The organism is Lacticaseibacillus mingshuiensis (assembly GCF_016861785.1).
GTDB lineage: Bacteria > Bacillota > Bacilli > Lactobacillales > Lactobacillaceae > Lacticaseibacillus > Lacticaseibacillus mingshuiensis.
Genome location: NZ_BOLS01000002.1, coordinates 116,064 through 142,255, shown reverse-complemented (window position 1 = coordinate 142,255; position 26,192 = coordinate 116,064). Strand labels below are relative to the sequence as shown.

The following is a 26,192-nucleotide window of genomic DNA, read 5'->3' as shown; positions in this document are numbered from 1 at the left end:
AATTTCTATTAGTGCAACACCAAGCCGTCATCTTGTTCCTGAAAGCCAAAGATCGCATGCGGCCCTGTGGCGCTGTCGCCGAGAAGGTAGGCGCCGCGCAACTCTGGGCGGTTGATCAAGACGCGCAACTCCCAGACCTTCAGCGGGTGGCCGCCTGTTTGCGGCTCGAAGATCAGCTGGAGGCTCTCGTTTTCGGTGAGCGTGCGAAAGGTGCGGAAGACCGTGCGCGGGCCGTCCGTTTGGAGATAAACATTGGTGTTGTTGCCTTGATCTGCCAGCAAGGCCAGAAGTTCGATCGTACGCATGAGGTGCCTCCTGACGTCCCTGAATCGGGATGAATGGGTGGCGGGCTGATCTCGTGGGCGTCACGAGACACCGCGGACCAGAACGCCCGTCTTTGAGCATAACGCTTCGCCTTTTTCCTGGCGAGCCCATTTTCTAAGTTTTGGTAAGGCCAGTGGCGCGCGGCCGGTGGTATCGTATAATAGGAACAACATCATTTTCAACTCATTTGGAGGCTATCATGGACGCGGTCGTCATTCTCAGTGCAAAACGTACCCCAATCGGAAAATTAGGCGGCAGTCTGGCTGGCATGAACGCCGTTGCGCTGGGCACGATCGCCGCGCAGGCCGCCATCAAACAGGCTGGCATCGAGGCCTCGCAGCTCGATCAGGCGATCTTCGGCAATGTCTTGCAGGCCAATTCTGGCCAAAATGTGGCGCGACAGATCGCGCTGAACAGTGGCATGACCACCGCCAGCACCGCAATGACTGTCAATGAGGTCTGCGGGTCTGGACTCAAGGCGGTGCGGCTGGGCCAAAGCGCGATTCTGCTGGGGGATGCCGATGCCGTTTTGGTCGGCGGCACCGAAAGCATGAGCAACACGCCGTACTACGCGCCCCAGCAGCGATTTGGCCATAAATTTGGGGACTTATCCCTGGTCGATGGCATCGCGCGCGATGGTTTGAGCGACGCCTTCACTGGCCAGCCGATGGGCATGACCGCCGAAAACGTGGCGGCCCAATTTGACGTCACCCGTGCGCAGCAAGATGCTTTTGCATTGGCGTCGCATCAAAAGGCCGTCGCCGCACAGCAGGCCGGCGCATTTGAGGCGGAGATCGCCTCGGTTGCTATCCCAACGCGCGATGGCGATGTGGTTGTGGCTACAGACGAAGCGCCGCGGCCGGACACCAGCCTGGCAAAATTGGCGAAGCTGCGCCCGGCGTTTGAAAGCGGCGGCACGGTCACAGCCGGCAATGCAAGTGGCATCAATGACGGCGCCGTGGCGCTGGTCTTGATGCGCAAAAGCAAGGCCGAGGCGCTCGGGTTGTCTTACCTGGCCACGATTCGCGGCTACAATGAAGGCGGCATCGATCCTAACTTTATGGGTTACGCGCCGAAAAAAGTGATCGAGAAACTTCTGACAAAAACGCAAAGCAGTCTGGCCGACATCGACCTGATCGAGATCAATGAGGCGTTTGCCGCCCAGACGATCGCGGTGGCCAATGAGCTTGGCATTGATGACCAAAAGCTCAACGTGAATGGCGGTGCGATCGCGCTTGGCCATCCGCTGGGCGCATCTGGCGCGCGGGTACTCACGACATTGATCTATGCGTTGCGCGCCCGTGGTCAGCGTACCGGACTGGCGGCGTTGTGTGTCGGCGGCGGGCTAGGGGTGGCGATGCAGATCGAGGTCGAGGCATGAAGTTTTACGAAATGACCGCTGCCCAGCGGCTGGCGCAACTCGTTGAAGAAGGCGCAATGACTGCGGAAACGGCCGCGATTTTTGCCGGCTCCGGCGCCTTGTCCGCAGACGTGGCTGCTTCGCTCAGTGAAAATCAGCTCGGCCAGTTCAGCTTGCCGCTGGGTGTTGCTCGCCAAGTTCCAGTGGCGGGGCGGGTGGTCAATGTGCCGATGGTGACCGAGGAGCCTTCCGTGGTGGCCGCCGCCAGCAACGGCGCACGCCTATTGCGGGCCGGAGCAGGCGTGCAGATCACACTGCCGCCGCACACGGTTCGCGCCGAGATCGTGTTCGATGGGCTGCCCGATCTGCCGGCTGCCCAGGCGCTGGTGGCTGCGCATGAAGCGCTATTCAAGCAAGTCGCAGACGACGCGCATCCCTCAGCCGTCCAGCGCGGCGGTGGGCTGAAGGCACAGACAGTGGCGGTCATCGCCGACCGTTTTTTGAAAATAGGGTTGATCATCGCCCCAGGGCAGGCCATGGGCGCGAATTTGGCGAACACGATCGCCGAGGCAGTTGGCCAGGCGGCTGGTAAGCTGCTCAACAGCCGGCCGCTCACCGCGATTTTGACCAATCGCGACGAGGCGATCGGCCGGGCCACTGTGGCGGTCCCACTCGGCGCGCTGGCCACTGGGACGCGCACTGGCGCTGAGGTGGCGACGGGCATCGCGGCGTTGAGCGCGCTGGCTGAGGTCGATGAGGACCGCGCCGTCACCCATAACAAGGGTATCCTGAACGGTATCGAGGCGGCGGTGTTGGCCACCGGCAATGACACGCGGGCCGTTGCAGCGGCGATCTATGCGCATGCCGGGGCGACCGGGCGGATGAGCCCACTGGCGACTTGGCGGCAGACGGCTACCGAGCTTGTGGGATCGATCGCGTTGCCGCTTCCGGTCGGAATTTTGGGCGGGGCGATTCGCTCATTGCCGGTGGCCCAGGCGAGCCTCGCTTTGGGCGGCTTCACCACCGTCGCCGACTTGCAAGGGGCACTGCTCGCGTTGGGCCTGGCGCAGAACCTGGCCGCTTTGCGCGCGCAGGTTGGCCCGGGCTTGCAGGCTGGCCATATGAAATTGCAGGCGCGCAACCTCGCCATCAGCATTGGCGCGACCGGCAAGGAGATCGGTCAGCTTGCGGCTGCCTTGAGCAGTGGCGTCATGAGCGAGGCCGCGGCGCAGACACTGCTTGACCAGATGCGAAAGGAGCAGCATTCATGACGATCGGCATTGATCAATTGGGACTTTACACCCCGCCATTTTTCATCGACTTACGGGAACTGGCCACTGCCCGTGGAGTCGAGCCGGATAAGTACACGATCGGTATCGGCCAGGACCAGCAGGCTGTGGCGCCATCCAGCCAAGACGTGGTCACGATGGGCGCCGCCGCGGCCAAGGAGGCGCTGGCCGGCCAAGACCTCAGCAAGCTCGGCCTGCTGATTCTCGCCACGGAATCCGGTGTTGACGCCAGCAAGGCCGGTGCGCTGTACATTCACCGCCTGTTGGGGCTGCCGGCCAGCATGCGCGTGTTTGAACTCAAGGAAGCCTGCTACGGCGGCACCGCCGGGTTGATGATGGCCCGCGATTATGTCGCCGCACATCCAGGCAAAACAGCGCTCGTGATCGCCAGCGACATTGCCCGCTATGGCTTGGCGACAGGCGGTGAGGTCACACAAGGCGCAGGGGCGGTCGCGATGGTGGTGGCCGAAGCTCCCCGCATTTTGGCCGTGAACGATGACTCGGCGCTGCACGCCGACGATATTCAGGATTTTTGGCGGCCGATGTACACGGACCAGGCGCTGGCCCGCGGAAAGTATTCCACCGAGCAGTACATCGCGTTTTTCGATGAGGTGTGGGCCACGTATCGTGAGAAAACCGGGCGCACACTGGCGGATCACGCCGCAATGTTGTTTCATTTGCCGTACACGAAAATGGGGCTCAAGGCCCTGAAAACGGTGCTGGCTGAGGCCACGCCGGCGGCACAAGAGCGGCTGCTTGCACAGTATCAAGCCAGCATTCAATACAGCCGCCGCATCGGCAACATTTACACGGGCTCTTTGTATCTGGGTCTCGTGTCGCTGTTGGAAAATAGCGAGACGCTGGCGGCCGGCGACCGGCTCGGCCTTTTCTCCTATGGGTCGGGGGCAGTCGGCGAATTCTTTTCCGCCACGCTTCAGCCGCAGTTCCGCCAGGCGGTGCCGCTGCATGGCCACGCGCCGTTGTTGGCGCAGCGCAAACAGCTGGCTATCGCGACCTATGAGCAGCTCTTTGCGGACAGCTGGCCAAATGATCCCAGTGATTATCAAAGCGAGCCCGCCTGGTTTGCCGGGCCATTCGTGATGAGCGGCGTGACCGGGCAGGAGCGGCAGTACCGCGCAAATGACTAAAAGTTGATCTAAAAAAATAGCTCGAGCAACGCCGCAGAACGCGGGTGCTCGAGCTATTTTTGCGCGGGCCGGGGTGCTGGCTTGGCCTGCTGACCTTGTCTACGCGAAATATCACACCTCTTATATTTTGCCGGAAGCAGCCGAGTCAAAATCCACCGGTTTTCCCCGCCAACGTGCTACGCTTGAATTGTACCGTGTTGGCCACTTGTATTTTGTAAGAAGAGTGTTAATATACTTATATTAAGTAAGCATATATGGAGGAACGACAATGGTAGCGAAAATCAATGCGTCTGATGCAATGATCAAGGTCATCGAGAGCTGGGGTGTCAAGAACATCTACGGTTTGCCGGGCGGGTCGTTCGATTCGACCATGAACGCCTTGCACAATCGCAAGGACACGATCAATTATGTGCAGGTGCGCCATGAGGAAGTCGGCGCATTGGCGGCAGTCGGTGAGGCTAAGATCACAGGCAAGATCGGTGTGACGTTCGGATCAGCCGGCCCAGGCGCCGTCCATCTGCTCAATGGGCTGTATGACGCCCAATATGATCACATTCCAGTGCTCGCATTGGTTGGCCAGGTGCCGACAAGTGCGATGAATACCTCATACTTTCAGGAAATGAACGAAAACCCAATGTTCGCCGATGTGTCTGTTTATAACCGCACCGTGATGACGGCCCAGCAGATGCCGGCGGTGGTGGATGAGGCGATCAGGCAGGCCTATGCGCAGCACGGGGTCGCGGTCATCACGATTCCAAAGGATCTCGGCTGGCAGGAGATCGACGACACCTATGTTTCGACTGCGCCGCTGTTCCAGAAGGCGATCGCGCCGGAGCCAGACGTGGTGAAGGTCGATGAAGCACTGGCCATTTTGAAAAACGCGAAGCACCCACTGCTCTACATCGGTCAAGGCACACGTGGCGCAAGCGCGGAAGTGATCGCACTTTCCGAACAGTTGCATGCACCGATTCTGTCGTCCGCGCTGGCCAAGGGCATTGTGCCGGATGACTACAAGGCGTACATGGGCTCGGCCGGGCGCGTGGCCTCCAAGCCTGGCGTTGAAGTCGCAGGCGGTGCGGATGCCGTCCTGTTCTTGGGCTCTGACATGCCATTCCAGGGCTATTTCATCAAGCCGGACGCAAAGTACATCCAAGTTGACATCGACGGCACCAAGTTTGGCCGCCGCCACAGCGTCGACGTGGCCATCTTAGCTGATGCGAAAAAGACGATCGGCCTGCTCCTTAAACGCGGCGAACAGTTGCCGGAAACGTCCTGGTACAAGGCGCCGTTGCCAACAAGGACAACTGGGTCGAATGGATCCACTCATTCGAAGATGATGCGGAAACGCCGCTGCGCGTGGAGCCTGTTTTCAAAGCCATCAATGACATGGCAACCGACGACGCGATCTTCCAAGTCGATGTCGGCAATGTGACCATCAACGGGATGCGGTATCTGAAGATCGATCAGGACCAGCGCTTCACCACCTCGGGTTGGTATGCGACCATGGGGTACGCGTTGCCCGCGGCGATCGGTGCGCAAGCCGAGTTCCCGGAGCGCCAAGTGTGGTCGATCTCCGGTGACGGCGGCTATGCGATGGTGATGCAGGATATTTTGACCCAGGTCAAGTATCACATGCCGATCATCAATGTCATTTTGACTAACGAGAGCCTTGGCTTCATCGAGGCTGAACAGGATGACACCCGCCAGCCACATTCTGGCGTTGACCTGATCGATGCCGATTATGGCACCGCCGCAGCCGCGCTTGGCGCCACAGGTTTTGAGGTCCACGACTTGCCAGAGCTGAAGGCCGCGTTTGAAGCCGCTAAGCAGCGCAAGGGGCCGGTCGTGATCGATGTGAAGATCTCGGATCTGCGCCCACTGCCAGTCGAACAACTGGTGCTTGATAAAGAGACCCAAGATCCGGCCGCCGTGGATGCTTTTGTGAAGAAGTACCACGCGGAAAAATTGATTCCGTTCCGTCAGCTTTTGGCGGATGCCGGGGATGAAAATTAAGCATGACCATTCCAGACGCACAACAAAAGAATGTCAAATAGAGAGACCAAATAAGCCGCTGTCGGCTGCGAGAAATCGATCGCATCTGACGGCGGCTTTTTGCGTCCGCGGGGGTGTATCAGATGTGTCACGCGGCGGCTGTCTCTCTGCGGCATCCGGTACACTGGGAGCAGGACGATAATGTGGGGTGCCAGCGGTGGCGGCCGATTTGTAAAGAGTCGTCGCATAAGCGGGGAGGATGGGGCAAATGTTTCACCAGCGAAGAACTGTGGCTGAAGCGGCGGGTCGATCGCGGCGTGCCAGGCGATGGGTGGTTGGCATAGTCGCTGGGGTGGCAGCGCTTATGGCGGGCGGACGCAGCGTGTTTTCGCTGAGCGGGCCATGGGCTGGTCAGGCGCAGGTCGTTCAGGCCGCGACGACCAGCGGGACCTGGGGCACGGCGCCGTGGTCGATCGATGCGGGCAATGTGCTGCACATCGGCGCCGGCACTGGGGTCGATACCGGCCGGACCTCGCCGTGGCAAGCGCAAAGCAAGGACATCACCGCGATCTCGATCGACGGGCCCCTGGTGTTGCCGGCGGATTGTTCCTTTCTTTTCGGCACTGAATCCTACCCCGGTCAATACGAAGGCGACTGGCAAAAATTGGCCCAGGTCACCGGACTGGCGCAGGTCGAGACGTCGCATGTGACGACGATGCTCGCGATGTTTCAGTGCGATGCGGCGTTGACCCAGATCGACGGGCTCGCTGATTGGAATGTCTCAAGTGTCACCTCATTGAGCGCAATGTTTGCGAGCACGCCAAAGCTCGCCAGCATTGGGAGCCTAGCGAAATGGAATGTCGAAAATGTGACCAATCTCAACCATCTGTTTGAATCGTCTGGGGTCACGGATGTCGGTGATCTTGGCCAATGGCAGACCGGGCGGGTCACCGATATGTCCTACATGTTCAACCGGACCGCGGCCCTCCAAAATATCGGTGACATCAGCGGGTGGGACACCAGCAATGTCACGGACATGCATTATATGTTTGCCAACACGGCCTTGAGTCGATTCGGTACGGTGGCCGATTGGAATGTGGCCAAGGTGACGACGATCGTCTCGATGTTTATGAATGATGCCAATATCCAGGCGCTTGATTTTACCGGCTGGCAAACAGGGGCGGTGACTGCAGACGGGTTTGAAAGCGTCTTTTTCGACGAGGATGATCCGCAGGCGACTGGCCTGCAACAGGTCACTTTTGGCCCGCACTTCACCATCACGCCAGCGCTACCCAATGCGACGGCGCGGCTCAACTGGCGCGCGGTAGGCACAGGGACGACTGAAAAGCCGCAGGGGCTGATCAATTTGACCACTGTGAGCGGCGCCGCAGTGACGTCTCGTTACACGGGGGCAGATCCGGACACCTATGTGCTTTTTGATCCGGGGCGCGCCACGGCCACGGTGACACTGGTCGATGACGACAGTGGTGGCGCGGTTGTGGGGACCCCTTTTCTGGTGAGCGGGGATGTCGGAGCGACGGCGAGCTATTCGGCGACACTGCCGACAAACTTTGCGCTGGCAGCGGGGCAAAGTTTGACTGGCTCGACGGTGCTCACCCAAGATGCCACGGATAATGTCACGATTCGTCTGGTCCATTTGTTTTCCGCTCCCACAATGATCACGGCGCTGCCAGACGGTGTCACGTTTCCAAGTGGCATGCAACCGAGCACTATTTTTCGCGACCTGAAACGGACCATTCACGTGACTGATCTGGCAGGCACGAACGCAACGATCGCGCAAACGGTGACGTATTTTCGCTATGTGACGTATGACCTGGTGACACTTCAGATCGTCAGCGGGTCCGCCACCGCCTGGCACTTGGCGACCGGCATCGATGCGGCGGGCAATTTGATTGATGGCGGCGTGAGTGGGGATGGGCAAAATGAGGGTGTCTGGCCGGCGTATACACCGCCCAGCATCGTCGGTCACGCAGTCCGCGGCTCTGATGGCTCGACCAGCGCGCCAAAACAGATCGTCGACGCCGCGACTGGCCAAAATATGACGCTTGACTATTGGTATGTGGCCGCAGTCGCCACCGCGACGGTCACGTATCGCGACCAAGACGGCACCGGGATCGCTTCAGTCACACTTAGCGGCTCGATCGGTGAGACCTTGACGTATTCACCGCAGGCGCCAGTCGGATATGACCTGGTCGGCGCCGCAACGCCACTGACGATTACGATCACGGCCGATGACCTAGACAACATCACCATCAAAGTGGTTCGTTGGCGCTCTCAATTTCCGGCGACTGGCAGTGCGATGGGGCTTGTGGCGCCTGGGGTGTTGCTGTTGCTCTTGTTCGCAGGAGCCGGCGGTCTGATGGGTGTGTGGCACCGACGAAAACAGTGAGACCTAGTTTTGCCTCCAGCCAAAAGGGTCTCGAATGCGCATCCACCCGGCAGTGGGTGCGTTTTGAATCCGCACGAGGCGCCGATGATCAGCTCGGAAAAAGGGTGGTTGTCCCCGCCTATGTACCCCAGTTGCCGGCACGACTGGGGGTGACTCACTTGTCTGTGTTGTGCCGGCAACATAAACTTATGAGTCTTTTGCTCTTTGAAAACTTTTGTGGCATCCATGCCGCCGCCATATCGATTGCTGGTGCAGGTTGGAGGAAGTTTTGGCTTAGAATTTCGCTGACCTTCCCACTCCCGAAGAAGCAGGCGTCCGGCTCAAGATGGGCCGCATTCCAGTCCTACAAACAAAGGTGGGCTGCACGACATTGTGTGGATGCCTGTAGAACTTATTCAGCTTTCAAAGAGCGTACGTGGCGTTTCCGCCGGGGACAGAGCAACTATTTTGACCCGCCAAAGCGAGTCGGACGCCTTTCATCTCGGATGGATCTTTGAGTCGCCGCCATATCGGACGCTGGTGCAAGTTGGGTGACATATAGGCTTAGAATTTCGGTGACCTTCCCGCTTCCAAAGAAGAAGGTGTCGTTCTCAAGATGGGCCGCATTCAGCTCCTGCAAACGAAGGTGGGCTGCACGACATTGGGATGAAAGACTATTGGGAACCCGGGCTCCCATGGTGCGTGTGCTGAGTACCTGCTGTACATCAGGCACTCTGTAGGTGTGGTTGTTTCTCCCCAGCCCGGTCAGATAGGGTAACGCGCAGACGGCACTATCTGGATGCCGCCATGCCTCCCAGGGGGTCGGTAAGGCCACCACCTTCTTAGGCCTTACACTATATAAAGCGATTCTCGAGGCCCAAAACGTAAAGTGTTTTCGTGTAAATGTTTTGTATACGAGATCAAATACCGTTGTGTCGGATTTTTAGATGCCGCGAATCTTTTCAAATTTTAATTCTACGGACTAGACCACGCTCCTTTTCGTCGGATCATTTCAGCTGTCAGTGATCCGATATGTACCCCCGATCCAGTCGGGCCTTTGACCGGATCGAGGGCCACACGAGTTGTAATCGACAGGCCCTCGTCAGTCGCAACTTGTGTGAAATAATGCTCTTTGAAACTTGGTTGGCATCCGTGCCGCCGCCATATCGATTGCTGGTGCAGTAAGCTTAGGTCATGTAGGCTTAGAATTTCGGTGACCTTCCCGCTTCCGAAGAAGAAGGCGTCGTTCTCAAGATGGGCCGCATACCCGGTGCTGCAAACAAAGGTGGGCTGCACGACATTGTGTGGATACCTGAAGAACATATTCAGCTTTCAAAGAGCGTACGTGGCGTTGCCGCCGGGGACAGAGCAACATTTCTGGCTCGCCGAGGCAAGCCGTGCGTCTTTCATCATTGTTGGATCTTGGAGTCGCCGCCATATCGGACGCTGGTGCAGGGGGATAGATATATAGGCTTTGTAGGGTCGATGACCTTCCCTCCTCCGAAGAGTTGGGCGTCCATGTCACGTTGGGCCGCACTCTGGTCCTGCAAACGAAGGTGGGCTGCACGACAGTTTGATGAAAGACTACTATGGGAACCCGGGCTCCCGTGGTGCGGGTGGTGCTGAGTGCCTGTTGTACAGACAGGCATTCTGAAGGCGTGTTGTTTCCCCCGACCGTCCATGGAGTCGAATGAATATGCATGCGACAGTCTCCACTTGGGGCATGCTCATCCGGACGTCGGTAAGGAGCCACCTTCCTTCCCCTTACGCTATAGTAAGCGAGTGGGCGCCGGAAAATGTGATCGAGATTTTGAAATTATTTTTTCGACAGCTTGAAAACGTTGACGGGACAACATTCTTGAATCAGACAAAATTTTTGGTTGGCGATCACATTTTGACGAAACAATTTCAAAACTGGGTCTGAAAATCCGTTTCCGGAGACAAATAAATATCCATCAACATCAAGGTGAAAGATATTCCGAAAAATATTCGAATCGGCCATCCCTTTTCGGGTCAGTCAAGATCGAATCAGTCGTAAACAAAAACCCCGCTGACAGGCAGCGGGGGGAGGGTCAGGCAGTCGCCAGCCGATTTTTCAGATCAGCGACGAGTTCGTCTTGGTTGTTGTAGATGCTGCCGTTCAGCTTGATCAAGCCGACGGTGTAGAGGTTCATGTAGTGGAACTGGTTCTCGGCGATTGTCTGCAGGGCCGCGAGCTTCTGTTGATTGGCGGCGCCTTGTTGCCGCGAGTCGGTGTACAGGCCGAGAATTGGGATGTGCTCGGCATATGCGACGCCGATCTCACTAGCCACGCCGGCGTCGATCACCGGTCCATCAAGAACGGCGATCATCAGGTCGGCGGCCAGCACCTGGTCCGTGTCGGCTTGGGCGATCATGCGGGCATCCGCGTACGCATTTTTATCATTGATCGCCGCGTTCTCTTGCGGAAGATAGATGTCCAGCTCCGGCAGCGCGGTGCGCAGCGCTTGGACAAACCGGGCGTTGAATTCAAAATCGGCCTGGGAAAATAGGCCATTGGCAAAATAGATCTTCATGGGCGCAAGCTCCTTTCAGCGACGGGAAAATGCAGTGACGGCCTCGCAGCGGGCGGTGTACGGGAACATGTCGACGGAGCGAATCCAGTCCACGCGCCAATCGCGGGCCAAAACGACAAGGTCGCGGGCGAGGGTCGACGGGTTGCATGAGATATAGACAAAGCGTTTCGGGCGCGCCTCGTGCAAGGCCTGCAAAAAGGCTTTGTCCAGGCCAGTCCGCGGCGGGTCAACAATCATGGCATCTGGGGCAAAGCCCTGCTGTAGCCATTTGGGTAGCAGCTCCTCTGCTTTGCCCACTTCATAATGCGCGTTGGTGACGCCATTCAGTTTCGCATTGGCGTTGGCATCGGCCACGGCTTCGGGCGTAATATCCATGCCGCGGACCAATTTTGCCTGGTCAGCGAGCGTGATGCCCAGGGTGCCAATGCCGGCATATGCGTCGCACAAGGTATCACCCGGCTGCAGCGCCAGCGCCTCAAGCGCCGTTTGGTAGAGGATCTCCGTTTGCGTGGGGTTCAGCTGTAAAAACGCTTGCGGGGAGACCTGAAATTCTTTGCCGAGCAGGCGCTCTGTGATGTAAGGTTGACCAGCCAGCAGTTGACTTTGATTCCCCCAGATCAGACTCGTGCGTCCTGGGTTGATATTTTGCATCACAGTCTTGACCATTGGTAATTGCTCAGCAATGCCTGCTAACAGACCACTTTTGTGTGGGAGCTTTGCACTGTTTGTCACAAAGGTCACTTGGACCTCGCCCGTCGCAAAAGATTCGCGCACAACGAGCGTCTTGACGATGCCGCTGTTGGTCTTTTCGTCGTAGATTGGGACGTTGAGTCGTTCTAGAAGGCCGCAAAGTGTCGTGATCACGCGCATCGTGAGTGGTCGTTGGGTGGGAAAATCGGTCAACGGCACCAGCTCATGTGAGTTTGGCTTGTACAGGCCGGCCTGCACATGGCCATCGATCATGCGAACGGGGAATTGCGCCTTATTACGGTAATGCAATGGATCGGCCATCCCGATCGTTGCGTCGAGGCGATAATGCTGCCAGCCGGCTGGTTTATATTTTGCCAACGACTGTGCCACGACATCCCGCTTGAACGCGAGCTGGGCGGGGTAGGCGAGATGGGCAAGCTCCAGGCCGCCCACCGTATCGGCGCGGGGGTCCAGCGGTGGCACACGGTCCGGGGACGGCTGCTTGATGCGGTGGACCTTGGCTTCCAGGTAACGGTCATGAATGGCGGTGACCTCGGCGATCACGACTTCTTGCGGCAGCGCCCCAGTAACGAAGGTGATCTTCCGGCGAAAATAACCAATGCCGCGGCCATTGATATCGAGGCGTTTGATTGTCAGGGGGAAGCGCTGGCCGAGCGCAATGGGTTCTGGAGAGGTAGGCATAACGGACTCCTTTCGAAAATCAAAACTAACTGGCGTCTATTATACCGTTGTTCGCCGCCAGCCGGTATAATAAGTAAAATAGGATCTGCCAGGTTGCAACAAGCAGCTGGTAATGGTCCACAGGAGGCGCGTGGTTGTCCGCGCCGCGGGACGGAAACGCAAGACGAAGGAGTCACAAACAATAATGAAGATCACTTATGATGCCCTCAGTGGCAGTCGCATGACCACGACGATCTGGCACAACAATGAGGTCCATTCACTTCGCTCCGGTGAGACACTTGATCTGCCTGTGAAGCATGGCGACACAGTTTCGTTTCGAGTCGGCAAATTGAACCGGCGGCAGGCAATTCCTTTTCAGGATGTGAACGGCAGCTTTGCGATTCGCGCGAACCGTCAGCTTCAAATGATCTACTTCACAGCGCTATTGCTGTTGGTGCTCGGGCTGTGGGTGATCAAGTTACCATCCAATGAGATCGCGATCGGTATTGTTTTTGCGCTGATCGGCTATGAGGCGGTGAATTATTTCATCGGCTATCGCGCGGTGCCGCTGCATCATCGCTGACGGGGTGGCAGATTAGTTGCGAGTAAAACGGCGGCAGACCATCGCAGTCTGCCGCCGTTTTACCTTATTCTGATAATAGTTTGAGCTGCTGGTCATGCGCGTCGCACAGGGCACTGTAGAGTGAGAAGAAGTCGTTGTCTCCAGCCTCGTTGTGCCAGCCGATCACCTGCGTATTTTTCAACCGGGCAGGGGTATAAAAATGCTTCACCACAATATCGGACGTGAGCGTCGTGATGACCACATCGGGTGGCTGTGCGGCGTCTGGGAGCTTGATGGTGACAAAATGAATTCGCTCCAAGAAACTCATCAAGTCCCGCGTCGCGAACGTCCCGGGTTCGATCAGGACCGTGACCGTCAACTGGTGGTCCGCATTCAGACCAGGAAAATCGGCCGCAACGATATCACACAGCAGGCTGACCATGTCCGCTTGATAGGTAATGAACACACCGGCTGGTTCGTCTAACCGCAACATCGTGAAGTATTGATCGACAAGCGTGCGCAATTGGCCGCGGGCGTTGCCAGTCATCTGTTCCGGGTAAAAATCGAGCCGCTTGCTGAAGCCACCCTGCAAAACCAAAAACGTGAATGCACAGCGCAGTAGATTGGCGCGAAGCACGGTGTGATCACGCGCCGGCGCATCAGGGCGACTTGCTCGCTCGTGCGTTTGCAGTGTGTTTATCAGGCCGGCTACAAAGGCCCCGACCGGATCCGTTTTTTCATCAAACTGATCGATCAACCAGGTGTCTAGTGCGTCTGGGGTATCTTCAATGGTGAGGAAGTGTAACCGAAGAAAGTAATACGCGGCACATTCAGTGGTCAAGGCCACCGCGTTGAGCTCAGGGAATCGCTCGCTGGTGAAAACGACTGGCAGCGGCTGCGCGTCTTTGTCCGCAAACAATTTTGTCAATTTTGCGTTGGGTGGCAGCACATGCCCAAACTGCATCCGCATCCAGCAGATCGCCAGCGTCAACAGAATCTGTTTGGTCGCGGTCCGCGGGGCGGGGAACCATTGTTGGCTGGCGTCTTCGCTGATGCTTTGATACAGTCCTTGGACCACCTGCAGATTTTGACTGGCAAATGGCCAGCCTGCTCCTCGATACGCCAGCTGGAAAAATGTCAGCATCGCCAATCTGATCTGCAACTCGTCGCCTTCGACTGCCCAAGTACTGGCATTGAGCGAAAGCCCAAGCGACTGAAGATAAGTTTTGAAGGGATCGATGCGCCGGCGCAACGTGGAGATACTATAGTCGCGACTCTTGCAGAAGTCGTGGACATTTGGGGTTTGTGTGCGAAATGCGTAATCATAGAACTGAAAGGCCATGCTGTCCTGAAGCAGTTGGAAACGGTAGCGGTCAACGGTCACGCCGGCGCTGAGCGTGCTGAACTCGGCCGTCGCATCAGCGGGTTGCCCTGACAGTCGCGCAAGGCCGTTGAGGATGTCCTGGTAAGCATTGTAAGCTTGCGAATAGCTGAGCTGGGTCTCTGCGCTGAGCCGATTGACCGTGAAATTGGTGTCTTCCAGCGCCTTCATCACGCGGAACACACGATAATTGATCATGGCCCGCTTATCAAAAAAATAGGACTCGAACATGGGCTTGACCTCCCGTTATTATCGCTTTCAGTATATCATAGATAGAGTCAGAACAAAGATGGAGGGACTGCAATGGCAGAGATCACTCAGATCAGCGCACAGAAGCGCAAAGGCCGCTACAATATTTTTCTCGATGGTAAATATGCGTTCCCCGTCAGCGAAACGACCCTGATCAAATTTCGGCTGGCCAGGGGGCTGGTGGTCGATGCCGCCCTTGAAAGTGAGATCAAGGCCGGCGAAGTGGAAGCCATGGCCAACACGATGGCGCTGGATTATCTCAATCGCCAGGCCCGCACTGTCAAAGAGCTGCGCAGCCACCTGCGCGACCAGCAAATGCCTGAGGATGTCATCAACCATGTGGTGGTGCGCCTCACGGATCTGAATTACCTCAACGATGCCCAATACGCGCAAGCATTTTTGCACGACGCCCTGTTGGTCGGTGACAAGGGCAGCCAGTCTGTGTCTCGCGCCCTGCGCGAAAAAGGGGTGGCGCCGGATGTGATCGAAGATGCCTTGGCCGATGTGGCGCCTGCTGACTGGCACGACGCGTTGATGCGCGCCGCCACCAAAGCGGCCCGGCAAAATCAGCGCCGCGCCTTTCGCGAGCAGACTGGGCGCATCAAACTTGCCTTGACCCAAAAAGGCTTCACGCAGGAACAGGCAACGGCTGCTCTGGCCGCGCTGGACCTGGCCAAGGACGACGACCACGAAGCCGATCTTTTGGCCCGCGAAGCAACCAAACAATGGCGCCTCAAACAGCGCTACACCGGCCGTGATCGAACGGAACGCGTCAAGCAGGCGCTGTTTCGTAAAGGGTTCACAGGTGACGCCATTAACGAAGCGCTCGCCAAACTGGAAAACGGCGAGGAATTGGACTAGGGGAGTTGTTCGGTGGGTTGGGGGACTGCGCAATTGTCGGTAAGATCGTATCGCGTCTTTCAATTGGCACTCAATCTAATCTAGCGAACGATTCGTTGTGCGCGTCAACCTTTACCCAGTCCGGTTGGTTGCCGTCATCTTCCGCAGGGCCGTGCTTTCTGGTATAATCGGTGTGAACTCAGATCGATCAGAAAGCTGGTTACCTATGCAGATCCCCAAAGAGGGCGATTACGTCGCCATTCAAAGTTACAAGCACGATGGGAGCCTGCACCGCACATGGCGGGATACGATGGTCCTAAAGACCAGTGAAGATGCATTGATCGGTTGCAACGATCACACGCTTGTCACCGAGTCGGACGGCCGGCGCTGGCTGACCCGGGAGCCTGCGATCGTTTACTTCCATAAACATTACTGGTTCAACGTGATCGCGATGATTCGCGAGGCGGGCGTGTCGTATTACTGCAATCTCGCCACGCCTTACACGATGGACCAAGAGGCGCTGAAATACATCGATTATGACCTGGACGTCAAGGTCTTTCCAGACGGTGAAAAACGCCTGCTGGATGTCGATGAATATGAGGCGCACCGCCGCAAATGGCAATATCCGGCCACCACAGACCAGATTCTCAAGGCCAACGTGCGGGTGTTAGTCGATTGGATCAATCACGGCAAGGGACCATTTTCCCAGGCCTATATCGACTTGTGGTACAACCGTTATCTGCAGTTATCCCATCGGGTGTAGCTCTTGCTCGGGCGCAGGCTCGAGCTTTTTTCAATTAGGAAGGACACAATATGACATCTTTGATCGACCGGCCAGCAAGTGTGTTTGCTGGCAAGGTATACATGACAGAATCGATGGACCAACTCGGCACGTTTGACCAGGCTTGGCAGGACTTTGAGGCGGCTGGCCACTTTGCGGCACTGGATGCACTGACCAACCAGCCGAACCGGACGGCGCTGTTGATGTTTTCCCCATATGGCGCGTTTCAGTATTGGATCGGCAGCTTGCTTCCGGCAGGCACCGCGGCCCCAGCCGGCCTTGAAGCTGTGCAACTGCCAGCCGCCACAGTCGGGGAGGTCAGCGAAAAAGCGGACAGCGTGCTGGCGAATTTTCCCGTCGAGACGATGTTCAGCCGCGGGCTCGAGCGCCTCGAAAAAGCCGGCTTCCCGCTGCCTGAACACATCGGTCAAACGGACAATCCGTATTACCTTGAAAGCTATCAGCTGACGGAGGGCAAGATCACCGCGGTCAAGCACTTACTCTTCATTTCAATGGATCAGCTGAAGGGCTACGATGAATGGGATTAGCCAAAAAAATCTCGCGATCTGCATTTTGCAGCGCGAGATTTTTTGTATTCAGGGTGTGCAGGTCCGCGGAATGGTGGAACCGATAACATGCCCTAGGCGCTCGGGGCCGCTTATCCCCAAAGTGACTGGGACATTGATATGTTTCCTCCATTCAGACCGGAACCTGATTCGGAAATTTTTGAATTAAGCGCCGTAAACCAAATTCAAATAGGCGGGCGGTGTGGTGTTTTCGCTTTCCGTCACCCAGCCATTGCGCCGGTAAAATTCGCGTGCACGGTAATTGGCGCTTAGACACTTGAGACGGGCTGGACGTCCTGTATGGGTCAGTGCTGTCGTGAGTAGTTGCTTGCCGATTCCGTGACCAAAGCATTGCGGATCGACGAATAATAGATGAATGAAGTTGTCGGGTTGGTAAGTGCTGACGAATCCGAGGATGCACCGGTCGATCGTTGCAACCAGCACTTCCTCGTCGAGCGTGTCGTGTTGGAAATCGCTGCGCTTGAAGTCTGCCTGCGCCATCCATGTAAACGTTGCTTGACGGCTTGTTAAGTAGATGCGTGCTAGTTCAGGCTCGTCATTCTCAGTCATTGATCTGATCTGCATCGGCTTATTCCTCCATGCGCTTTGGGCGAGCTTTGCAAGCAAATGTGGGGTTACGGTGTCGGCTGCTGATAAACGGGCAGAACGGCTTGCAATCAGATCACTGAACTTTTCCAGCCCGGTAATGAAAAGCAGATTGCCACTATCGATATAGCTGGCTGCATTGCGACACCACCCGCTCAGTTTGTTGCGCAGATTTGCCCATCGTCACGCGTTGATTGGCGCTGACGTTGAGGCCGTGTAGCAGGCACTGCAGTCCGCGGTGACCCCCAATCGTCTGGACACTCGAATTTTGCCCGAGCCGATCGGACCACCGATTGTCAAAAAAGTGGACGACTTAGCGTTTTCATTCCGTACAAATTCGTCTATCAAATTCACATCACAGTCGGGGTGCTCGCTTCAGCAGCTATAGATTCCGCATTTTTTTCATCGTCGGTACGAGCGACATGGCATCCAGATCCATATAGGCACCGATGCACAGCGACACGACCATCAGAGCCAGCACCCAGCCAAATGGGGTGCCAATGATGAAGGCGTGTGCTTCGGGAGTTGGGAAGAGGACGCGGACCAGGTCGATGGCGGCAAAGGCCACCGTCAGATCCAGCAGATAATTCAAGATGATCTTCCACAGCTTGGCTTCCTGCAACATGAAAAAGCGTACCGCCAAGTGGATGAATTGAATGGTCGTGTATTTGCCGAGGATGCGCAGCGGACGTTCCAGCGGAATCTTAGCAAAATAGATGATGGTCGCGCCGACGATCGCGCCGACCGCCGTCCGCCAGATACTGTCGGCATGCAGCACCAACGCGTTGTAGGCGATGCCGATCATCAGCTGTGCGCACAGATAGGGAATACCAAAGAAAAAGGTGAAGATCAAGGTAGCCTTGCCATTGCCCATGGCGCACCTCCTAATTGTATTGCGTTCATTATAGCATGTTCTTCGCGGCCAGCGAGGCAGGCGCCCGAACGGAACCGCTGGGGGTCGCTTACGCCGCGATCAATCGGTCAGATTCAGGGCCATTTCGCGATGCCGAATGCCGGCATCCAAGAACTCAGGTTTTTCTGTCAGATGAAAACCCAGCCCCTTGTAAAAACCAACTGCGGTCAGCTGGGCGCCAAGCCGCAATTCACCCGCGTCATGCGCCTGGGCATAGTCCACGATCGCGTCAAGTAACTGGGCACCGATTCCATGATGACGATAAGCTTTGAGCACAGCCACGCGCTGCACATGATAGCCATAGCCTTCTTTGAGCAAGCGCGCGGTGCCCAAGGCGAGCCCTTGGTCATACGCCACAAAATAGATGGCGCGGGCTTCCTCGCTGTCGACTTCCAGGTCTGCCGGGACGTTTTGTTCCTCGACAAAGACGGTGGTACGAATCGCAAGTGCATCTTGGTAGGTGGTACTGGTCAGATCTTTTGTCACTTCAATGGTCATAGTGGTCACAGCTTTCACGTTTCGGTCTTATTTCTGTTATTATAGCACTGAGTTGACATGGCGGGACCACGGCTAACAATGGCTGTCGATCGGGACAGGCAGCCGACTCTCACCCGCCAAGGAGGACGCGTTATGTTTGAAAAATTGCGCCGATCGAAACTGCTCTTTTGGTCACTTGAAGCCCTTATTCTGGTCTTCTTAGTAATTGGACTCACAAATCTGTCGTTTTTGTTTGCACCGATCGCGACATTTTTTTCAACGCTGATGGTGCCGCTTTTGACCGCGGGCTTTATGTATTATCTGTTCAACCCGCTGATCACTTTACTGGAAAAATTGCACATTCGGCGCGGCTGGGGCATCCTGCTTGTTTTTGCGGTGGTGGTGGCACTGGCTGTCTTCACGATCGCAGCCATCATTCCCAATCTGATCACCCAGATCACCCAGCTGGTCGCGGGACTACCGGATTTTGTCAAATTCATTCGCCAAGAGCTGACTCAGTTGTCTCATTATAAATGGTATCAGCAATTCGGCATCGCCAGCATGGTCGCCAATATCAAAGTCGATCCGGCGAAGATTCTGACCAGTCTGCTCGGCAATTTTTCCAGCGGCCTGCCCAGTGTGGTCGGATCCGTTGTTGGCGTGGTGATCACGTTGATCACGATTCCGGTGCTTCTGTTTTACATGCTGAAGGATGGCGACCGGTTCGTGCCCGCGGTGCAAAAATTGCTGCCAGCGCGTTATGGCGATGAGATCGCTGGCGTTTTTCACCGGATGAATGCCACGTTGTCGCATTACATCGCGGGTCAGGTCATTGAATGTTTGTTCGTTGGGACCTTCACGTTTATCGGCTATCTGATCATCGGGATGCCATACGCGTTTTTGCTGGGATTTTTTGCCGGCATCGTGACCTTGATTCCTTACATTGGCCCGTACATTGGCATTGCGCCGGCACTATTGGTAGCCGTGACCCGCAGCTGGACGGAGGTCGCGTTGACGATCGTCGTGGTGATCATCGTGCAGCAGGTCGACGGTAACGTGATCTATCCGAATGTGATCGGGCGGTCGTTGGACATCCATCCGATGACGATCATTATCTTGTTGCTGGTCGCCGGTAACTTATGGGGCTTGCTTGGAACCATCTTAGTGGTACCTGCCTATGCGGTGATCAAAACAGTTGTGACCTATGCGCTTGAGCTCTACCATTTTCACCAGGACCAAAAACGCACCGCGGCCTTGACCGGCACCCTCCCGAACTCAAAGCCCAAACCGTGAAGTGGCGTGGTATACTGGACAAATACAGGGTGCGTAGCCGAGCGTTTAGGTCTGAGCAGATAGTTCGGCCTGGGCGGTTTATGGCGTATTTTGCCATCGGGCGACTGGAACGACTAGCTGCTTCCACCATGCGGGCCGAAGCCCAACTACAAAGGGTGCGTAGGTGCGCGGGATGGTGGAACAGCTAGGTCGGCGGGATGGTCAGGCCTCAAGATAGTAGAACAACATGGGCAGAGTGCCCAATTTTGAAAGGTGTGGATGGTGATGGCAGAAGGCGCCAGTGGTGCGATATGGCCCCAACTGATCTTGATCGTGGTGTTGACGTTGATCAACGCCTGCTTTGCGGCCGCGGAGATCGCGGTGGTGTCGTTGTCGAAAGACAAAATGGCGGCGCAGGCGAAGGCCGGCGATAAAAAGGCGGGGAAGCTCACCGCGATCATGGCGAACTCGACCAACTTTTTGGCCACGATTCAGGTGGGCATCACGTTTGCTGGCTTCTTTGCATCGGCCAGCGCGGCCACGACCTTGGCGGGTTATGTCGAGCCATTGTTTGGCAACTTGAGCTGGGCCCATGAGGCCGCGGTGCTCTTGGTGACGATCATCCTGTCCTATCTGTCGCTGGTATTTGGGGAGTTATATCCGAAGCAGGTCGCGCTTCAAATGAAGGAAAAAGTCGCCAAGGCGGCAGTCACGCCGATCAGCTGGCTGTCTGTTTTGATGCGGCCGTTCGTGTGGTTGCTGTCGGCATCGACAAACCTGTTGATGAAGCTGACCCCGATCGATTTTTCCAAGAAACAAGATCAGGTCACCCGTGATGAAATGGTGTCGATGATCGAGCAGGGCCGTCAAAGTGGGGCGCTGGAAGACGACGAGTACGAAATGTTCGAAGGTGTGATCTCGCTGACCAGCAAAATGGCGCGCGAGGTGATGGTGCCGCGAATCGATGCCTTCATGGTCGATGCGGATGCGCCTGATGCGACGGCGATCGACGCGATTCTGGACAACATTTATTCGCGGATTCCCGTCTATCAAGGCGATAAGGATAATGTCATCGGTATCGTGCATATCAAAAATCTGCTCAAAGAGGCGCGCCGCGTCGGGTTTGAGCAGGTACGGCTTGAAGATGTCATGACTGACCCATTGTTTGTCCCCGAAACGTTGACGGTGGATGATCTGTTGACCGAGATGCGCATCCGCCAGCAACAAATGGCGATCTTGCTCGATGAATACGGCGGCGTGGTCGGCGTCGTCACGATCGAGGACCTGATCGAGGAGGTCGTTGGCGATATCGATGACGAAAGCGACCAGGCCACTGTGATGGTCACGAAGCTCGATGCCGATGATTATCTGGTGGCTGGCAAGATGCCGATCAGCGAGTTCAATGCCTATTTTCACATGACGCTGGAAGCCGATGATGTCGACACGCTGGCGGGGTACGTGATCACCCAATTGGGCAAAATTCCGACGAACCGCCAGCAGGAATCGCTGCCATTGCCAGGCGGCAGTACGTTGACCACGGGCAAAATGGACGGCTCGCGGATGATCAATGTGCATGTGCACCTCAGTCAGCCGGCTTCCGCTGAGCCGACCAGCAAATCAGAAGAATGATCGATTGAAGTCGCGTCGGTTCTTCCTTATAATGGAACAAGACTTGGTCTCGGAGTGTCCGGGACTTTTTTGATGAAAAGAAGGGTTTCGGATGTAAGTCGCAGCGCTGTCCGTCACGACCGCTTTTGAAAGGATCTTTTATGAATAAACAAGAATTACAAGCCGCGGTAGACAAGCGCCGCACCTTTGCCATTATTTCTCACCCGGATGCTGGGAAAACGACGATCACCGAGCAGCTCTTGCTGTTTGGCGGCGTCATTCGTGAAGCCGGGACTGTGAAGGCAAAAAAGTCAGGGCATTTTGCGAAATCTGACTGGATGGCAATCGAACAGCAGCGTGGGATCTCCGTGACGAGTTCGGTGATGCAATTCGATTATCAAGGCAAGCGCATCAACATCTTGGACACGCCGGGGCATGAGGATTTCTCCGAAGATACCTACCGAACCTTGATGGCAGTGGATGCGGCCGTGATGGTCATCGACTCCGCCAAGGGGATCGAGGCCCAGACCAAGAAACTGTTCAAAGTCGTGAAACAGCGCGGCATTCCGATCTTCACCTTTATGAACAAGCTGGATCGCGATGGCCGCGAGCCGCTGGACTTGATCGCCGAGCTGGAGGATTTGCTCGGCATCGAAGGTTACGCGATGAACTGGCCGATGGGGATGGGCAAGGGTCTTTTGGGCCTGTACGATCGACGCGCCAAGCAGGTCGAGTTGTACCGGGAAAACGAAGCCGGTGAGCGCTTTTTGCCGCTGGATGCAGACGGTAAGCTGGATCCAAGCGAACCGATCAGCCAGGAAAGCATTTACCGCGACACCCTGGATGACATTGCGCTGTTGAACGATGCCGGTAATCAGTTTGATCTGAAAAAGGTGATGCAGGGTGATCAGACGCCGGTGTTCTTCGGTTCCGCTTTGACCAACTTCGGCGTTGAGACGTTCCTCAAAAATTTTGTGGACATGGCGCCTTCGCCAAGTGAGCATGTACTTGAGGACGGCCGCAAGCTCAGTCCGGTCGATCCGAATTTTTCCGGCTTCGTCTTTAAGATTCAGGCCAACATGAATCCCAACCACCGTGACCGCATTGCGTTTGTGCGAATCGGCGCTGGCGAGTTTGAACGCGGGATGGATGTGACCCTGACGCGCACCGGCAAAGTGATGCGGCTGAACAACTCGACGGAGTTCATGGCCAATTCGCGTGAGACCGTGGAAAGTGCCGTGGCCGGCGACATTGTCGGGTTGTATGACACGGGCAATTTCCAGATCGGCGACAGTATTTTCGCTGGCAAGGAACCGGTGGAATATGCGAAACTCCCACAGTTCACGCCTGAGCTGTTCATGCGCGTCACGGCCAAAAACGTGATGAAGCAAAAGAGCTTCCATAAGGGCATGCAGCAGCTGGTCCAAGAAGGGGCCATTCAGCTGTATCGCACGTACAGCACCGATGATTACATTCTCGGCGCGGTCGGGCAGCTGCAGTTCGAAGTCTTTAAGTTCCGGATGCAAAACGAGTATAATTCGGAAGTTGTGATGACGCCGATCGGCAGCCGCATCGCGCGGTGGATCGACGAGACGCAGCTCGATGAAAAAATGAGCAGTTCGCGTAATCTTCTGGTGAAGGACTTGGCGGGCGCGCCATTGTTCCTGTTTGAAAATCAGTACGCGATGCGCTGGTTCCAAGATAAGTATCCAGACGTTCGGTTGACGGCTAAGCTTTAGTCGAGAAGGGAGCACCTCATGGCATTGCATGAATTTGGCAAAGACGATGTGAAGCACCAGACCCCAGCAGCGCACGATGGCGTTGATATTTCCGCGAATGTAGAAGGCATCACCAACGATGACCTACTGGCAAAATGGCGGACCTACTCGCTGGAACAAAGCGACACCGCGATGAGTGAATTCTTGGAAGAGCTCATCGAAAACAGTCGCCTGATCGTGATCGCGTTGTCCGACGCCCCGATCAAGGCGGATGCGGAGGGCCACATTCAGGTGGATGAGGACACTGAGATTCAATTTCCGGTCATGACCACCACCGATGGCAAGTCCTTCCAGCCATTTTTCACCGACTGGCTGGCGGTCAACGATTTGTATGACTCTTGGAACAATGCGGGAATCGGTGCAAACGTTGAGCGCGCGCATGGGCTGGCCGTGCGGTTCAAGGACATGGTCACAATGATCGAGCAAAATGAGGATCTCGCCGGCGCCGTGATCAATCCATTCAGCGACAACATCACGCTTGAGCGCGACGCAATGGCGGACCTGGCGAAACAGGCGGCCCATCGCCACAGCGCCACCGACGAAGACATGGCGATCGAAGTCAGCGAAGCTCAAGAGGTGCTGGCAGGGTTCTGGGAAGCTATTGAACCTGCCTTGGCGCAGCAACCGGCCGTCAAGCGTGGGTGGTTGCTGATGATGCGGTATCAGGACATGGCGAATTATTTTATCGTCTTGGATCTTGAGCCGATCGACGAAACGGTTCGCGGCAAGTTTTTCCAGCAGCTGGCTGACTTGGGCCATGCCCATCTCGATGAAGCTGAAAATGGTTTGAATATCGCAGCCATGGATCATGATCTGGCTGGCGTGGTGGAACAGATCACCCCGAAATATACGCGCGGATAACCCGCAACAAAATAGCGCGACCTTTTTTCCAATTGCGGAAAAAGGGTCGCGCTTTTGGTTAGGTTCAGTTTTGCCACTCAACGTAATTGGCGAGGACCAGGCCGCAGTCGGTCTCAAGCCATTCGCTGTGATCAGCCAGGACGGTCTTCGCGCTGATATGAACCGCGGTGCCACTGGCCAGTCGCGCGATCGCCTGACCGTATGGGGCATCCCAAGTGGTGACCCCAGTTGGGCCTGCGGAAATGCGCGCTTGCTGATTCATGGCAGTCGTCGTGCCTTCAAAATGAACCGTTGGCAACGCGAGCTGCATCGGGCCTGGCAAAAATGGGAGGTCGGTCTGTGGCGTCGTGTCGCTTGCCGTGATCCACAGCTCGCCGCCAAGATTGAGCCAGACTGTTTGATTTGGCTCGCGCACCATGGTGTAGACACGCCACGCGGTTCCCGCAGGCAGATAGGCACCATGTGTCGCGGTGTCCTCTGGAGCCAAAAACGCGGTCTTGCCAATGTTCAAGGTAATGTAGGCCTGTTCGGGCGCTTGCGCATTTTCCAGCTGGGCCACATTGTATGTGAAATGCAACGTCTGGGTGTGCGTGGTGAACGTCCCATTTTGGCGCGCCGGCCCCAGCAGCTGATCAGCCATTTCTGGCAGCGCCTCCGCCGTGAACTGGGTGTTGACCGGGCCGCGCAAGATCTCCGGCAAGCTGAGCAGGCGCCCAGTCGTGGTGCGGTGATAGACCAGGACAGGTCCAGCCAAGCGCGGCTCGTAATAATAGGTGATCGTGGTGTTAGTCGCTGGAAAACTTGCGGTGAAGCCCGTGACGGAGACCAGCACATAGCCGGGCAGGACGGTCCATGGCAGGGTCAAGGGCGCACCACTATAGCCGGTGAGCGTGATCGTTTTTTTCAAGGACTGGCTTGAGCGGCTGAGAAAATAGTTCAGCGTCACATGGACTAGCGGCGCGGCTGGCCCATATTGAACGGGGGCGCTTGCGGTGGCGGCTGGTTGCGACGCCGGCATCGGGGCTGGCTGTGGTCGGGTGGCGGCTGGCGCAGTGGCAGGACGTTGGGGCCGAGGGCGGCGAGGCGGCCGGCGATTGGTCAGCCAAGTTTTGATGCGACTGATAACACTCATGGTGACTCCTTTGCTCGAAAACCGAAAAAAAAGCCGGCGCTGCCGGCTTTTTACTACTCCGCTTGCTGGGTCTCGACCCGGGCGGGAAGGGATACCTCGGCGAGGCGGTCGCCTCTGATCACCTGCACGTCTTTAAATTTGACGCTGCATAGCTTCTCTAAAGCAAAGGCGATCTCGGTATCTTTGATATTGCGCGTCTCACTTGTGAACAAGAGCTCTGTGTGAGTCGGTGCTTTGGTATAGATGACGGTGGTGCTGCCAAGCGAATAGATCTTGATGAATTTGGTATCTGTATTGGCCAGCTGCTGGGCGACCAAGTTGGGATAACTGTTCGTAACATCGATCAGACGCATCTGCTCACCCCCTATGTGGGCTAGTCTTGACGTTTGTAGCACCCGCGCTACAAAGCCAGTATTTATTTCCACTCATATTGTAGCACAGCCGCGCAAATGCCATGTGCGAAATGCTTAAAAAATCCTCACGCAAAACAGTTTTTCCATGGGTCTTGGTGACTGTTGGACACTGGCTTCACGCAGTTTGGAAAAAAACGGAAGTGGGACAAATGTCGTTTTTGGGTCCGACAGGTAAGTGTTCCAAGCGCCAGGTCCGAACTTTGGACCAGGTGATTGGGACCTTAGCCGCTCGGACCCGGACATTTGGCCCACGACACTGCTGTAACATTAGTGCACTATACAGGAACTGGGACAAAACAAAAGTTTTGTCCCAGTTCCGTTCATA

General features: G+C 56.3%; 21 protein-coding genes and 1 pseudogene. 13 read left to right on the top strand and 9 right to left on the bottom strand.

Features of this window, described 5'->3' with window-relative positions; all coding sequences use genetic code 11:
* Positions 1–8: 8 nt before the first annotated feature.
* Positions 9–305, bottom strand: coding sequence for a hypothetical protein (locus JUE67_RS02230; protein WP_203626969.1), 297 nt, complete (start codon positions 303–305; stop codon positions 9–11).
* Positions 306–523: 218 nt separating this feature from the next.
* Between JUE67_RS02230 and JUE67_RS02225 the strand changes: the two genes are divergently transcribed.
* The 5 genes and pseudogenes from JUE67_RS02225 (at position 524) to JUE67_RS02205 (ending at position 8,523) form a co-directional block, all read left to right on the top strand.
* Entirely contained in the window at positions 524–1,705 is a 1,182-nt protein-coding gene (locus tag JUE67_RS02225; RefSeq protein ID WP_203636951.1) for an acetyl-CoA C-acyltransferase, read from the top strand.
* Entirely contained in the window at positions 1,702–2,955 is a 1,254-nt protein-coding gene (locus JUE67_RS02220) for a hydroxymethylglutaryl-coenzyme A reductase family protein (RefSeq protein WP_203626960.1), read from the top strand. The genes JUE67_RS02225 and JUE67_RS02220 overlap by 4 nt, the downstream gene beginning before the upstream one ends.
* On the top strand, positions 2,952–4,121 hold the full coding sequence (locus JUE67_RS02215) for a hydroxymethylglutaryl-CoA synthase (RefSeq protein WP_203626958.1): 1,170 nt from the start codon (positions 2,952–2,954) through the stop codon (positions 4,119–4,121). The genes JUE67_RS02220 and JUE67_RS02215 overlap by 4 nt, the downstream gene beginning before the upstream one ends.
* A 268-nt stretch (positions 4,122–4,389) precedes the next feature.
* Positions 4,390–6,134, top strand: a pseudogene (spxB, locus tag JUE67_RS02210) (pyruvate oxidase).
* 343 nt (positions 6,135–6,477) lie between these two features.
* Entirely contained in the window at positions 6,478–8,523 is a 2,046-nt protein-coding gene (locus tag JUE67_RS02205; protein WP_203626956.1) for a BspA family leucine-rich repeat surface protein, read from the top strand.
* A gap of 2,051 nt (positions 8,524–10,574) precedes the next feature.
* Here the strand turns inward: JUE67_RS02205 and JUE67_RS02200 are convergent.
* Positions 10,575–11,057 carry a nucleoside 2-deoxyribosyltransferase gene (locus JUE67_RS02200; protein WP_203626954.1) on the bottom strand — a complete coding sequence of 161 codons (483 nt, stop codon included), beginning with the start codon at positions 11,055–11,057 and terminating at the stop codon, positions 10,575–10,577.
* 15 nt (positions 11,058–11,072) lie between these two features.
* Positions 11,073–12,449, bottom strand: coding sequence for a 23S rRNA (uracil(1939)-C(5))-methyltransferase RlmD (rlmD, locus tag JUE67_RS02195; RefSeq protein WP_203626952.1), 1,377 nt, complete (start codon positions 12,447–12,449; stop codon positions 11,073–11,075).
* 184 nt (positions 12,450–12,633) lie between these two features.
* Between rlmD and JUE67_RS02190 the strand changes: the two genes are divergently transcribed.
* Positions 12,634–13,011, top strand: coding sequence for a hypothetical protein (locus JUE67_RS02190; RefSeq protein ID WP_203626942.1), 378 nt, complete (start codon positions 12,634–12,636; stop codon positions 13,009–13,011).
* Between the two features lie 64 nt (positions 13,012–13,075).
* Here the strand turns inward: JUE67_RS02190 and JUE67_RS02185 are convergent, their stop codons facing one another.
* Positions 13,076–14,602, bottom strand: a complete 1,527-nt coding sequence (locus JUE67_RS02185) for a helix-turn-helix domain-containing protein (RefSeq protein WP_203626940.1) — start codon at positions 14,600–14,602, stop codon at positions 13,076–13,078.
* 72 nt (positions 14,603–14,674) lie between these two features.
* Between JUE67_RS02185 and recX the strand changes: the two genes are divergently transcribed.
* The 3 genes from recX (at position 14,675) to JUE67_RS02170 (ending at position 16,789) form a co-directional block, all read left to right on the top strand.
* Entirely contained in the window at positions 14,675–15,481 is an 807-nt protein-coding gene (gene recX, locus JUE67_RS02180) for a recombination regulator RecX (RefSeq protein ID WP_203626932.1), read from the top strand.
* A 205-nt stretch (positions 15,482–15,686) separates the two neighbouring features.
* Positions 15,687–16,223 (top strand): nucleoside tri-diphosphate phosphatase, encoded by a 537-nt coding sequence (gene ntdP, locus JUE67_RS02175; protein WP_125698156.1) that lies wholly within the window; start codon positions 15,687–15,689, stop codon positions 16,221–16,223.
* 50 nt (positions 16,224–16,273) lie between these two features.
* Complete coding sequence (locus JUE67_RS02170) at positions 16,274–16,789, top strand: hypothetical protein (RefSeq protein WP_203626930.1); 516 nt, start codon at positions 16,274–16,276, stop codon at positions 16,787–16,789.
* Between the two features lie 183 nt (positions 16,790–16,972).
* On the opposite strand, the gene JUE67_RS02165 is transcribed toward JUE67_RS02170, so the two are convergent.
* The 3 genes from JUE67_RS02165 to JUE67_RS02155 all read right to left on the bottom strand — a co-directional run bounded on the left by JUE67_RS02165 (position 16,973) and on the right by JUE67_RS02155 (position 18,824).
* Positions 16,973–17,392 (bottom strand): GNAT family N-acetyltransferase, encoded by a 420-nt coding sequence (locus JUE67_RS02165; RefSeq protein WP_203626928.1) that lies wholly within the window; start codon positions 17,390–17,392, stop codon positions 16,973–16,975.
* Positions 17,393–17,795: 403 nt separating this feature from the next.
* Positions 17,796–18,287 carry a hypothetical protein gene (locus tag JUE67_RS02160; protein ID WP_203626926.1) on the bottom strand — a complete coding sequence of 164 codons (492 nt, stop codon included), beginning with the start codon at positions 18,285–18,287 and terminating at the stop codon, positions 17,796–17,798.
* A gap of 99 nt (positions 18,288–18,386) precedes the next feature.
* Positions 18,387–18,824, bottom strand: a complete 438-nt coding sequence (locus JUE67_RS02155) for a GNAT family N-acetyltransferase (protein WP_203626924.1) — start codon at positions 18,822–18,824, stop codon at positions 18,387–18,389.
* A 132-nt stretch (positions 18,825–18,956) separates the two neighbouring features.
* Here JUE67_RS02155 and JUE67_RS02150 point away from each other — a divergent pair, with 132 nt between their 5' ends.
* From JUE67_RS02150 to JUE67_RS02135, 4 genes are all read left to right on the top strand, one after another.
* Positions 18,957–20,096 (top strand): AI-2E family transporter, encoded by a 1,140-nt coding sequence (locus JUE67_RS02150; RefSeq protein ID WP_203626922.1) that lies wholly within the window; start codon positions 18,957–18,959, stop codon positions 20,094–20,096.
* 264 nt (positions 20,097–20,360) lie between these two features.
* Entirely contained in the window at positions 20,361–21,704 is a 1,344-nt protein-coding gene (locus tag JUE67_RS02145; protein ID WP_203626920.1) for a hemolysin family protein, read from the top strand.
* 140 nt (positions 21,705–21,844) lie between these two features.
* The gene (locus tag JUE67_RS02140) at positions 21,845–23,422 is read left to right on the top strand and encodes a peptide chain release factor 3 (RefSeq protein WP_203626918.1); all 1,578 of its coding nucleotides are present in this window, start codon (positions 21,845–21,847) and stop codon (positions 23,420–23,422) included.
* A gap of 18 nt (positions 23,423–23,440) precedes the next feature.
* Complete coding sequence (locus tag JUE67_RS02135) at positions 23,441–24,322, top strand: enhanced serine sensitivity protein SseB C-terminal domain-containing protein (RefSeq protein WP_203626916.1); 882 nt, start codon at positions 23,441–23,443, stop codon at positions 24,320–24,322.
* 64 nt (positions 24,323–24,386) lie between these two features.
* Here the strand turns inward: JUE67_RS02135 and JUE67_RS02130 are convergent, their stop codons facing one another.
* Together JUE67_RS02130 and JUE67_RS02125 are read right to left on the bottom strand one after the other, a co-directional pair.
* Positions 24,387–25,454 (bottom strand): MucBP domain-containing protein, encoded by a 1,068-nt coding sequence (locus JUE67_RS02130; RefSeq protein WP_203626913.1) that lies wholly within the window; start codon positions 25,452–25,454, stop codon positions 24,387–24,389.
* Between the two features lie 53 nt (positions 25,455–25,507).
* Positions 25,508–25,807, bottom strand: coding sequence for a DUF1827 family protein (locus JUE67_RS02125; protein WP_125698177.1), 300 nt, complete (start codon positions 25,805–25,807; stop codon positions 25,508–25,510).
* Positions 25,808–26,192: the final 385 nt, after the last annotated feature.